The following is an 11,233-nucleotide window of genomic DNA, read 5'->3' as shown; positions in this document are numbered from 1 at the left end:
GTGCAGGGGATCTCGATACGCCGGCGGGGCCGGCTCCTCGATCAGCGGAAGGGCGGGAGGGCTCGGCGGGGCCGGCTCCGCGGAAGCGTCAGGAGGCGGCGGGGGCCGGGCCGGTGCTCTCGCGGACGATGAGGCGGGTCGGCACGAGCGAGACGCCGGTGCGCTCGCCCGACTCGAGCTCGCGCAGGAGGATGTCGACCGAGCGGCGGCCCGTGTCGCCGAAGAACTGGCGCACCGTCGTCAGCGGCGGCCAGAAGCTCGCCGACTCCTGCATGTCGTCGAAGCCCGCGACGCTCACCTCGCCGGGCACGGCGCGTCCGGCCTCGTGCAGGGCGCGCAGCACGCCGAGCGCCATCTGGTCGTTGGCGGCGAAGATCGCGGTGACCTCCGGATCGGCGGCGAGCCGCTTGCCGAGGCGGTAGCCGGAGTCGGTGGACCAGTCGCCGACCAGCACCTCCGGCACCGGGGCGCCGCGCTCGATCAGGGTCGACTCCCACGCCTCGTGGCGGCGCTCGGCGGAGTAGGAGCGGTCCGGGCCGGCGATGTGGTGCACGGTGCGGTGTCCGAGTCCGAGCAGGTGCTCGACGGCCTGGCGGGCGCCCGACATCTGGTCGGTGTCGACCACCGGGTACTTCTCGCCGCCGGCGGAGTCGACGACCACCACGGGCAGGTCCGGCGGGAGGACGATGTCGGCCTCGTCGAGCAGGTGCGCCTCGACGATGATGATGACGCCGTCGACCGCCTCCTCGCTCAGCCGGTGGAACGCGACCGACACCTCGCCCTGGGTGGGGTGGGAGACGGGGATGAGGGTGATCGAGTAGCCCGCATCGGCGGCCGCGATCGCGATGGCGTCGAGGGTGCGCATGTTGCCGAACGAGGACAGCGTGAACATGATCACGCCGATGCTGTGGAAGCGGCCCGTCCGCAGTGCCCGCGCCGCGCTGTTGGGCCGGTAGCCGAGGGCCCGCATCGCCTCGAGGACCCGCTCGCGCGTCTCGCCGTCGACGTTCTGCTTGCCGTTCGACACCCGCGAGACCGTCTGGCCCGAGACGTTCGCGCGCCGGGCCACGTCGGCCATCGAGACGCCGCGTCGCGGCCGGGTGGACGGGGACGGGCGGTCGGTCTCGAGTGACATGGGCTTCCCTTTATAGCGCGCCGCCCGTCAGCCGTGGTGCATCGTGCGCCGAACCGTGACGCAGGAACAGTCGCGGGTGGCGACGTGGACATGCTACGGTGACGCTCTGCCATGTTGACGTGAACATGACGGGCCCGCACTACTCCCCGAACGGAATCCCATGACGACGACGTCTCCCCCCGTCCCGCTGAGCGAGGTCGCCCCTCCGGCGTCCCCCCTCGCGGCCCCGAAGTCGCGGGCGAAGAGCGAGTGGAAGGGCCTGGCGTTCGTCGCACCCTTCCTCGTCGTCTTCCTCCTGGTCTTCATCGCCCCGGTCGTCTACTCGATCTACCTCAGCCTCTTCCGCGAGCAGCTGGTGGGCGGCAACTCCTTCGTCGGCTTCGCGAACTACGCCGCGATCTTCACCGACCCGAACTTCTGGGAGGGCTTCGGCCGCGTCCTGCTGTTCCTCGTCGTGCAGGTCCCCGTGATGCTCGTGCTGGCCCTCGTCGCGGCCCTCGCGATCGACAGCGGCCGCCTCCACGGCACCGGCTTCTTCCGCATCGTGGTCTTCCTCCCCTACGCCGTCCCCGCGGTCGTCGCGGTGCTGATGTGGGGCTTCATCTACGGCGACAACTTCGGCCTGGCCGCGAACGTCAACGACCTGCTCGGCTCCGACGTCGTCCAGCCCTTCTCGCGCGACTGGATCCTCGCCTCGATCGGCAACATCGTCACGTGGGAGTTCGTGGGCTACAACATGCTCATCTTCTACTCCGCGCTGAAGACGATCCCCGGCGAGCTCTACGAGGCGGCCGAGATCGACGGCGCCGGCCCGATGCGCGTCATCCGCTCGATCAAGCTGCCCGCCCTGCGCGGCGCGATCGTCATCGCCACGATCTTCTCGATCATCGGCAGCTTCCAGCTGTTCAACGAGCCGAACATCCTCCGGACGCTGGCGCCGAACATCATCACCACCTACTTCACCCCGAACATGTACGCCTACAACCTGTCCTTCGCCGGTCAGCAGTACAACGCGTCGGCCACGGTCGCCATCGTCATGGGCGTGATCACCGCGGTGATCGCCTACGTCGTGCAGCTCCGCGGCGCGCGGAAGGAGAACTGATGGCCCTCGCGACCGCTCCCCGGACGCCCGCCCGCGCCCCGAAGCGCCCGGCCGCCCGCCGCGGCTCCTCGGTGCAGCCCAAGAAGTCGATCGCCTTCACCCTGCTGATGTCGGTCTTCATCCTCTACAGCCTCGTGCCGCTGGCCTGGCTGGTCATCAACGCGACGAAGACGCAGGCCGGCCTGCTCTCGAGCTTCGGCCTCTGGTTCGACGGCGACTTCGTCTTCTTCCAGAACATCGCCGACACCCTCAGCTACCGCGACGGGATCTTCCTCCGCTGGCTCGGCAACACCCTGCTCTACGTCGTCGTCGGCGCCGGAGGAGCGACGCTCCTGGCCACGCTCGCCGGCTACGGCCTCGCGAAGTTCCGCTTCACGGGCCGCAAGGCGGTCTTCGCCGTGGTGCTCGGAGCGATCGCGGTCCCCGGCACGGCCCTCGCCGTCCCGACGTTCCTCATGTTCAGCCAGCTCGGCCTGACCAACACCCCGTGGGCGATCATCATCCCCTCGCTGATCAGCCCGTTCGGCCTGTACCTGGTGTGGGTCTACGCGGTGGAGTCGGTGCCCACCGAGCTGCTCGAAGCGGCGCGGATGGACGGGGCGGGCGAGTTCCGCACCTTCTTCACCATCTCCATCCGCCTCCTCGCCCCCGGCATCGTGACCGTGCTGCTGTTCTCGGTCGTCGCGACCTGGAACAACTACTTCCTCCCGCTGATCATGCTGAGCGACCCCACCTGGTACCCGCTCACCGTCGGCCTCAACCAGTGGAACGCGCAGGCCACCGGCGTCAGCGCGCAGCCGATCTACAACCTCGTGATCACGGGCTCGCTCCTCACGATCATCCCCATCGTCGTCGCCTTCCTCGGACTCCAGCGCTTCTGGCAGTCCGGTCTGAGCGCCGGCAGCGTCAAGGGCTGAGCCCTCCCCCTACCCATCCCCCGGCCGGAGCGTCCTGCCCCGTCCACAGCACCCGCAGCACGAAGAAGTGAAGGGAAACACCACCATGAAGATCGCCCGTTCCGCCCTCAGGCGGACCCTGACGGTCGCGGCCGTCGCGGCCCTGGCCGCCGGCTCCCTCGCGGCCTGCTCGTCCACCTCCGGTGGCGGCACGACCACGAGCGCCGGCTCCGCCGCCGACCTCGACTCCGCCCTCGAGGCCGGTGGCAAGATCACGTACTGGAGCTGGACCCCCAGCGCCGAGGCGCAGGTCGCCGCGTTCGAGAAGGCCTACCCGAAGGTCGACGTCGAGCTCGTCAACGCCGGCACCAACAAGGACGAGTACACCAAGCTCGAGAACGCGATCAAGGCCGGCTCGGGCGCCCCCGACGTCGTCCAGATCGAGTACTACGCCATGCCGCAGTTCGCGCTGTCGGACTCGCTCCTCGACCTGTCGCAGTACGGCATGGGCGACCTCGAGGACAAGTACTCCGCCTCCACCTGGGGCAGCGTCAACATCGACGGCAAGCTCGTCGGCCTCCCGCAGGACTCGGGCCCCATGGCGCTGTTCTACAACAAGACCGTCTTCGACCAGTACGGCATCGCCGTCCCCGCCACCTGGGACGAGTACGTGGCCGCGGCCGAGAAGCTGCACACCGCCGACCCGTCGAAGTACATCACCGCCGACACCGGCGACGCCGGCTTCGCGACCAGCATGATCTGGCAGGCGGGCGGCGAGCCGTTCACCACCGACGGCACGGACGTGAAGATCGACCTCGCCGACGAGGGCACCGCCAAGTGGACCGGCGTCTGGAACCAGCTGGTCGAGAAGAAGCTGCTCTCGGACACCCCCGCCTGGGGCGACGAGTGGTACAAGGGCCTCGCCGACGGCTCCATCGCCTCCCTGGTGACCGGCGCCTGGATGCCCGGCGTGCTGGAGTCCAGCGTCCCCGACGCCTCCGGCGACTGGGCCGTCGCGCCGATCCCGACCTACGACGGCACCGCCGTCAGCGCCGAGAACGGCGGTGGCGGCCAGTCCGTCACCAAGCAGAGCGAGAACCCGGCGCTGGCCGCCGCGTTCCTGCGCTGGCTGAACAGCGACCAGGCCTCGGTCGACGTCTTCCTGCAGAGCGGCGGATTCCCGTCGACCACCGCTGACCTCGACAGCTCGGACTTCACCGGTCAGGAGTCGGAGTACTTCGGCGGCCAGAAGATCAACGAGGTGCTGACCCAGGCCTCGAAGGACGTCCGCTCCGGCTGGTCGTACCTGCCCTACCAGGTGTACGCGAACAGCGTCTTCGGCGACACCGTCGGCCAGGCGTACGCCAACGGCACCAGCCTCGACCAGGGCCTCGCCGACTGGCAGAGCAAGCTCGTCCAGTACGGCAACGCGCAGGGCTTCACCGTCTCGGAGTAGCACCACTGCTCGACGCGGGGCCGGCCGGATCGCTCCGGTCGGCCCCGCGTCGTTCTCACGCTCGGACACTCCGGGCACCGATCCTGAGGGGGATCCAGATGACCACCGCTCCCGAGAGCCGCTTCGCCATCGGCACCGCCGACTTCGAGCTCGACGGCCGCCCGCACCGCATCCTGTCGGGGGCGCTGCACTACTTCCGCATCCACCCGGACCTCTGGGCCGACCGGATCCGCAAGGCCCGCCTGATGGGCCTGAACACCATCGAGACCTACGTCGCCTGGAACGCGCACGAGCCGCGCCGCGGCGAGTGGCGCGAGGACGCCGGGCTCGACCTGGGCCGCTTCCTCGACCTGATCGCCGCCGAGGGCATGCACGCGATCGTGCGCCCCGGCCCCTACATCTGCGCGGAGTGGGACAACGGCGCCCTCCCGGCCTGGCTCTTCCGCGACCCCGAGGTGGGCGTGCGCCGCTCGGAGCCGAACTACCTCGCCGCGGTCAGCGACTACCTGCGCCGCGTGTACTCGATCGTGGCTCCGCGCCAGATCGATGCCGGCGGGCCCGTGGTCCTCGTGCAGATCGAGAACGAGTACGGCGCGTACGGCTCCGACAAGGAGTACCTGGCCGAGCTCGTGCGGGTGACCCGCGACTCCGGCATCACGGTCCCGCTGACCACCATCGACCAGCCCACTCCGCAGATGCTCGCCGACGGCAGCCTCCCGGGCCTGCACCTGACCGGCTCGTTCGGCTCGCGGACCACGGAGCGCCTCGCGACGCTGCGCGAGTTCCAGCCCACCGGTCCGCTGATGTGCATGGAGTTCTGGTGCGGCTGGTTCGACGACTGGGGCACCCAGCACCACACGACGGACGCCGACGCCTCCGCCCAGGAGCTCGACACCCTGCTCGCGGCCGGCGGCTCGGTCAACATCTACATGTTCCACGGCGGCACCAACTTCGGCCTGACCAGCGGCGCGAACGACAAGGGCCGCTACGCCGCGATCACGACGAGCTACGACTACGACGCCCCGCTCGACGAGGGCGGCGACCCGACCGCGAAGTTCTGGGCGTTCCGCGACGTCATCGCGCGCTACGCGCCGGTGCCGGAGGAGGTGCCCGCGGTGCGCCCGCCGGCCCCCGCCCTGACCGCTCCGCTCGTCCCCGGCCCGGCGCTCCTCGGCCTCGGCCAGGCGTTCGGACCGGCCGCGCACCTCGACGCGATGGCCAGCTTCGACGACCTCGGCCACGACGACGGCTTCGTGCTCTTCACGACGACGCTCGACGGCTCCTCCGCTCCGGCCCGCCTCGTGGTGGGCGAGGAGGTGCGCGACCGCGCCTGGGTGCTGCTGGACGGCGTGCCGGTGGGCGTGCTGGCGCGCGACCACCACGAGCGGGCGCTGACTCTGCCGAGCGGACGCGGCGAGCTCGCGATCCTGGTCGAGAACCAGGGCCGGGTGAATTACGGCACACGCATCGGCGAGCACAAGGGCCTGATCGGAGGCGTGACGCTCGACGGCGCCCCGCTGACCGGCTGGGCGGCGCGTGCCCTCGCGCTGGAGTGCCTCCCCGACCTGGCCGTCGCGGCGCCGGCGTTCTCGGCCGGACCGCAGCTCGCCTCCGGCTCGTTCGATCTCGACGAGCAGGCCGACCTCTACGTGGACACGCTGCACTGGGGCAAGGGACTGGTCTGGGTGAACGGCTTCCTCCTCGGGCGCTACTGGCGCCGCGGACCGCAGCGGACGCTGATCGTCCCCTCGCCGGTCACCCGCGCCGGCCGCAACCGCGTCGTGGTGCTGGAGCTGGAGGGCATCGCCGAGCCGGAGATCCGCCTGCTCGCGGGAGCCGAGCTCGGGCACACGGAGATCTGAGCGGCGGAGCGGAGGCGGCGGGAGCGGCCGTCGGAGGCGTGGGTTCGGGGTTCCGGGCTTCGTCGTGCGGGCGGGGCCGGGCCGACTCGGATCTGCACGCGCTGCCGGACCGCCTCCGATCTGCGGGTGCCACCGGGCCGCCTCCGTCCTGCGGGCGGCGCCGGGCCGCCTCCGGGACGCGGGGCTCTGCTAGCCTCAGGCGCCCCGGTGCGGCGCCGGCGGGCGAAGGGGGAGACATGATGTCCAAGACACTGCTGCGCACGACTCTGATGGGAGGCGCGCTGCTGCTCGCCCTCTCGGGCTGCGCGGGGACCGCGACGAGCGGATCGACCCTCCGCCCGTTCACTCCGACGCTCCCCTCGTCGTCGGCCGCCCCGTCCGCCACCGCGACGGCCGCCGCCCCTGCCGCCGACACCGCTCAGAAGACCGGCGAGCAGGTGGCCGCCGTGCTGACCGGCGTGCAGTTCATGCCCGGCGAGTACGCGAGCATCCAGGAGATGCTCGACTCGATCTACCCCGGCCTCACCGCGACCGACGCCAGCTGCCTCTCGCCGTTCGGCCTGGGCTGGGACACCGCGCAGCCCGCCGCCGGACTCTCGTACGGCACCAGCGCCGACCGCTCCATGACCGCCGTCGTGTCGAGCACCGGCACCGCCGACGCGGCCGCCTCGCTCCTCGCGAGCGCCACCGACGCGACCACGCGCTGCGCCTCCGGCTCGACGCTCTTCGCCATGCAGGGCGTGCCGGTCGAGACGACCGTCGAGCGCACCGAGCAGACGCTGACCGGCGCCGACGAGACGCTCGGCTGGAAGGTGTCCGGAGCCGTGGGCGGCAAGCCGTTCTCGCTCGTGGGCATCACCGCGCGCGTCGGCGGCGACGCGGTCGCGCTCGTGGGCTGGGACCCGACGACGAACACCTCGTACGTCCCGCGCGCGACGCAGCTCGTCGTCGACGGGCTGTAGGGCGCTGGGCGCTGGGAGCTGGACGCTCTGAGCTCTGGCTCTGAGCTCTGAGTCCTGCGCTCGGCCGTCCTCCCCTCCGCGAGAGTCCAGGAGTTGTCGCACTCGACGCCGAGCGCGACAACTCTTGAACAGTGGGCTGAGGATCGGGGCGGAGCGAGCACCGGGCGCCGGGCGCCTCCCGGGCTTCGGGCACCCCGCACCCGGCGCGGGAGCGCGGCTCAGGCCAGCCAGGAGAGGGTGCCGCCGTGGGCGGCCGCGCTCGCGAGCGGGACGCCGTCGGCGGCGAGCAGGAACGGGGTCGGCTCGGGGGCCGTGCGTTCCCCGCGCGCGGCGACGAGGTGCGGGAGCAGCGCCTCCGTCTCGAGCGTCACCAGGCTCGCGCCGCGATCGGCGACCGTCGCCAGGACGCTCTCGCGCGCGGCCCACGGAAGGTAGACCAGGGTCCCGAGCGAGACGACCACCGTCCGCAGACCCGGCGGCACTGCGTCGAGCAGGGCGGGCAGCTCGGCGGCCGCATCGCCCGCGACGATCGTGGGCGGGTCGTCCTCCAGAGTCTCGACGGCCGAGCGGAGCCGCGCGGTCCGCTCCGGGCGGTCGGGCGGGAGCAGCGCTTCCAGCCAGGCGACGTCCTCGGGCGAGCGGACGTCGAGCGGCGCCAGGTCGAGCCCCCGGCGCCACGCGACGACCGGCAGCCGTGCCGGCGCCGCGCCTCCGCTCACCGCGCACCGCAGCAGAGGCGCGCCCGACCCGAGCCTCGTCTCGCCGTCGCTCGCCGTGAAGGCGTAGGAGTACCGCTCCGGCGCCAGGCAGAGCCCCGCGGAGGCGCCGATCTCGACGAGCGCCACCGGCTCGCCGGGCTCCGTGATCCGCTCCAGCGCCGCGACCAGGGGCGCGCACCGCAGCGCCTCGTTGGTCTGCGTCCTCCGCTCGGCGGCGATCGGTGCCACCCGCGCCCATTCGCTCCGGAGCCACGCGGCGAATCCGGCGCCGTCGACGTCGGGCACGCCGAGCAGCCGCGCGACCGAGAAGAGCAGGGACGGCTGCCGGTGCTGCGCGGGCAGCTCGTCGATCAGGGCGAGGAGGCGCGCATCCTCCGTGACGGCGAGCGCCCACTCGACCTGCCGCTCGGAGGTCTGCGCGAGCTCGACGGCGGCGCGGCGGAAGCGGTCGGCGGAGGAGGGCATGCCTCCATCCTGAGGGAGCGGCGCAACGGTTCCTGCAGGCGGGCGGAGGACCTGCGCGGCGGGCGACAGCCCTGCTCAGCGGATGTCGGTGGTCGCCGGTAGAACGGACTCATGTCCGACACCGCTCCGAACCCCGCGTCCGCGCCGGTCCGCGAGCGGCGCCTGCTCGACATCCGGCGGATCTACGCCGAGCCGGCCGCGCTCGAGCTGCCCCGCGGGCAGGAGGTCGTGGCGCGCTGGCCGGGCGCCGAGATCGTGCCCGTCGAGTCGCACTGGCTGATCCCGGAGGTGCACGGCGACGAGGCGAACGTCGCGCGCTGGGTGCGCATCAAGACGGAGGCGCTCGTGCTCGGGGTGAAGAAGTCGCTCGTCACGCGCCCGAACGGCCGCTCGGCCGACTTCATCGCCCCCTCCACCGCCAACGGCTGCGCCATGGCGTGCGTGTACTGCTACGTGCCGCGGAGGAAGGGCTACAGCAACCCGATCACGCTCTTCACGAACATCGAGCAGATCCAGCGCCACCTCGCCCGGCACATCGGCAAGCAGGGCCCCAAGGCCGAGGCGAACCAGTGCGACCCGGAGGCCTGGGTCTACGACATCGGCGAGAACAGCGACTGCTCCGTCGATGCGCTGCTGAGCGAGAACGTCCGCGACCTCTGCGAGCTGTTCCGGATGTCGCCCACCGCCAAGGCGTCCTTCGCGACCAAGTACGTCAATCGCGAGCTCCTCGGGTGGGACCCGCTCGGGCGCACCCGCGTCCGGTTCTCGCTGATGCCCGCCGAGACGGCGAAGGTCACCGACATCCGCACCTCGCCGATGGCCGAGCGGATCGCGGCGATCAACGACTTCGTCGACGCCGGCTACGAGGTGCACGTCAACTTCTCGCCCGTGATCCTCACCGAGACCTGGCAGCAGGACTGGACCGAGCTCTTCGACCAGCTCGACGCCGCCCTCCACCCGCGGGCGAAGGCGCAGCTCGCGGCCGAGGTGATCCTCCTCACCCACAACGAGGGCCTGCACGAGGTGAACCTCGGCTGGCACCCGAAGGCGGAGTCGCTGCTCTGGCAGCCGGGACGCCAGGAGCAGAAGGTCTCCGAGAACGGCGCCGTCAACATCCGCTACCGACGCGACCTCAAGCGCGCGGCCCTCGACCGCTTCCGCGCCCTCCTCGCCGAGCGCCTCCCCTACTGCCGCGTTCGCTACGCCTTCTGAGCCGGCGCCCCCGCCGGAGCGGCGGCGCGACGACTCGCGCAGGAGCGCACCCTCCCGCTCCCGCGTACGCCGGGACACCGCCGCGGAGACGGCGTCTCGCGCGAGCGCGGCGTCTCGACGGAGCCCCACGCCCTCTCAAGTGAGCGCACCGTCACGCCTCCTCCGGCTCCACCCGCCCCGCCGAGACACTGTCGGCCCGCCCGACACACCGCCGCCGTCGAGACGGCGTCTCGCGCACGAGCGCGTGTCTCGACGCAGCCGCACCGCCCTTCGGAGGCACCCGCAACTGAGGCCCGGAGTCGCCCGGCTGGGAGTCCGCCCGGCGGCCGGGGCCACTGCTTCGCATTCCGGATAGCGGCACGTGCCCTCCGAACGAGGGGCGTACTTTCGGAGAACAGCCGGAGGGACGGCCCGACCGCCCGACTCCACGGGCCTGCAGAGCAGGCGTCAGCGGGGATCGACGGCTCGGCGCGACGGCATCCGGGCTCGACATCCCGGAGCCCGGCACCCCCGGATCGACACTCCGGACACTCGACTCGGCGGCACAGCACACCCCGGGTCCTGCTCCCCACGAACACCCCCACCATCTCGCACTCCCCCTCCCGGCGGCACTCGCCGGGGCACCTCACCGTCGCGGCCGGCACCCGCGACACAGCACAGAACGGCGGCACGCACCATGGGCGCTCTCCTCTACGGCACTCCCCCCACCTCGCACGAGATCGACGACCGCGCGCTCGCGCACCTCCAGATCGTCATGATCAACAAGTTCCGTCGCGACGAGGCGTTCGCCTTCCAGCTCGACGCCTCGAGCGCGCACGGCACCGGACGCCAGACGCTCTGGCTGCACCCGACCATCCCTCTCCAGTTCTCGTTCCACGGAAGCCGCATGCCGGCGATCAACGCCACCTGGGTGCGCGCACTGATGGAGGAGGCCAACAGCGGCCGGGGCCTGCGGATCGTCACCGAGCCGGCGCAGCAGCCCGAGTCCTCCGGGCTCACGCACGCTGCCTGAGCGCGCCGTGTCCAGGCGCGACGACGACGAGCCGATGGAGGTCACCGACTTCGTCGAGCTCGCCGGTGCAGTGCACGACGACGCAGGCTTCGAGTGCTCCTCCACTGTCGACGGCGTGACGGGCGCGCTCTGCGTCCTGCCCGACTCCCTGGTGCTGCGGAGCGCCGGCACCGGCGACTCGACCCGCGTCGGCACCCGCGACATCCGCTCCTGGCGGGCCACTCCGGCCGGCGCCACCTTCTCGCTCGCCGTGGATGCCGGAGCGCGGCACACCGTGGTGCTGCTCACGCAGTTCCAGGCGGCGACCGTCCAGGCCATGACCCGCGCCGCCGGACCCGCGACTGGTTTATCCGCTTAACGAATTCCCCGTTCGGGGCACGCGGTGAGGAGCGCTCCTCGTGCGACCCTGATC

The 11,233-nt window shown here is 71.8% G+C and carries 10 protein-coding genes; 8 read left to right on the top strand and 2 right to left on the bottom strand.

The window, feature by feature from the left end; genetic code table 11:
• Positions 1–88 precede the first annotated feature (88 nt).
• Positions 89–1,135 carry a LacI family DNA-binding transcriptional regulator gene (locus C5C53_RS12040; RefSeq protein ID WP_146076621.1) on the bottom strand — a complete coding sequence of 349 codons (1,047 nt, stop codon included), beginning with the start codon at positions 1,133–1,135 and terminating at the stop codon, positions 89–91.
• A gap of 160 nt (positions 1,136–1,295) precedes the next feature.
• Here C5C53_RS12040 and C5C53_RS12035 point away from each other — a divergent pair, with 160 nt between their 5' ends.
• The 5 genes from C5C53_RS12035 (at position 1,296) to C5C53_RS12015 (ending at position 7,413) form a co-directional block, all read left to right on the top strand.
• The gene (locus C5C53_RS12035; RefSeq protein ID WP_104223405.1) at positions 1,296–2,237 is read left to right on the top strand and encodes a carbohydrate ABC transporter permease; all 942 of its coding nucleotides are present in this window, start codon (positions 1,296–1,298) and stop codon (positions 2,235–2,237) included.
• 107 nt (positions 2,238–2,344) lie between these two features.
• Positions 2,345–3,154 (top strand): carbohydrate ABC transporter permease, encoded by an 810-nt coding sequence (locus tag C5C53_RS12030; protein ID WP_258062773.1) that lies wholly within the window; start codon positions 2,345–2,347, stop codon positions 3,152–3,154.
• A gap of 85 nt (positions 3,155–3,239) precedes the next feature.
• On the top strand, positions 3,240–4,589 hold the full coding sequence (locus C5C53_RS12025; RefSeq protein ID WP_104223423.1) for a sugar ABC transporter substrate-binding protein: 1,350 nt from the start codon (positions 3,240–3,242) through the stop codon (positions 4,587–4,589).
• 98 nt (positions 4,590–4,687) lie between these two features.
• Positions 4,688–6,451 carry a beta-galactosidase family protein gene (locus C5C53_RS12020; protein WP_104267656.1) on the top strand — a complete coding sequence of 588 codons (1,764 nt, stop codon included), beginning with the start codon at positions 4,688–4,690 and terminating at the stop codon, positions 6,449–6,451.
• A 236-nt stretch (positions 6,452–6,687) separates the two neighbouring features.
• Complete coding sequence (locus C5C53_RS12015) at positions 6,688–7,413, top strand: hypothetical protein (RefSeq protein ID WP_146084674.1); 726 nt, start codon at positions 6,688–6,690, stop codon at positions 7,411–7,413.
• 218 nt (positions 7,414–7,631) lie between these two features.
• Here the strand turns inward: C5C53_RS12015 and C5C53_RS12010 are convergent, their stop codons facing one another.
• The gene (locus C5C53_RS12010; protein ID WP_104267654.1) at positions 7,632–8,597 is read right to left on the bottom strand and encodes a DUF2332 family protein; all 966 of its coding nucleotides are present in this window, start codon (positions 8,595–8,597) and stop codon (positions 7,632–7,634) included.
• 111 nt (positions 8,598–8,708) lie between these two features.
• Between C5C53_RS12010 and C5C53_RS12005 the strand changes: the two genes are divergently transcribed.
• The 3 genes from C5C53_RS12005 (at position 8,709) to C5C53_RS11995 (ending at position 11,179) form a co-directional block, all read left to right on the top strand.
• Entirely contained in the window at positions 8,709–9,809 is a 1,101-nt protein-coding gene (locus C5C53_RS12005; protein WP_104267653.1) for a spore photoproduct lyase family protein, read from the top strand.
• 676 nt (positions 9,810–10,485) lie between these two features.
• Entirely contained in the window at positions 10,486–10,821 is a 336-nt protein-coding gene (locus C5C53_RS12000) for an ATP-dependent DNA ligase (protein WP_104223411.1), read from the top strand.
• A gap of 7 nt (positions 10,822–10,828) precedes the next feature.
• Positions 10,829–11,179 carry a hypothetical protein gene (locus tag C5C53_RS11995; protein WP_104267652.1) on the top strand — a complete coding sequence of 117 codons (351 nt, stop codon included), beginning with the start codon at positions 10,829–10,831 and terminating at the stop codon, positions 11,177–11,179.
• Positions 11,180–11,233: the final 54 nt, after the last annotated feature.

It is taken from the genome of Rathayibacter sp. AY1E3 (assembly GCF_002932235.1).
In the GTDB taxonomy this organism is placed as follows: domain Bacteria; phylum Actinomycetota; class Actinomycetes; order Actinomycetales; family Microbacteriaceae; genus Rathayibacter.
The sequence above is the reverse complement of the archived record's forward strand: the minus strand, read 5'-3'. Positions and strand labels throughout refer to the sequence as shown.

Bases quoted from the DNA above. Each gene is read 5' to 3' on its own strand.
- C5C53_RS12040 (WP_146076621.1), bottom strand. From the start codon at position 1,135: ATGTCACTCGAGACCGACCGCCCGTCCCCGTCCACCCGGCCGCGACGC.
- C5C53_RS12030 (WP_258062773.1), top strand. From the start codon at position 2,345: ATGTCGGTCTTCATCCTCTACAGCCTCGTGCCGCTGGCCTGGCTGGTC.
- C5C53_RS12025 (WP_104223423.1), top strand. From the start codon at position 3,240: ATGAAGATCGCCCGTTCCGCCCTCAGGCGGACCCTGACGGTCGCGGCC.
- C5C53_RS12010 (WP_104267654.1), bottom strand. From the start codon at position 8,597: ATGCCCTCCTCCGCCGACCGCTTCCGCCGCGCCGCCGTCGAGCTCGCG.
- C5C53_RS12005 (WP_104267653.1), top strand. From the start codon at position 8,709: ATGTCCGACACCGCTCCGAACCCCGCGTCCGCGCCGGTCCGCGAGCGG.
- C5C53_RS12035 (WP_104223405.1), top strand. From the start codon at position 1,296: ATGACGACGACGTCTCCCCCCGTCCCGCTGAGCGAGGTCGCCCCTCCG.
- C5C53_RS12015 (WP_146084674.1), top strand. From the start codon at position 6,688: ATGATGTCCAAGACACTGCTGCGCACGACTCTGATGGGAGGCGCGCTG.
- C5C53_RS12020 (WP_104267656.1), top strand. From the start codon at position 4,688: ATGACCACCGCTCCCGAGAGCCGCTTCGCCATCGGCACCGCCGACTTC.
- C5C53_RS12000 (WP_104223411.1), top strand. From the start codon at position 10,486: ATGGGCGCTCTCCTCTACGGCACTCCCCCCACCTCGCACGAGATCGAC.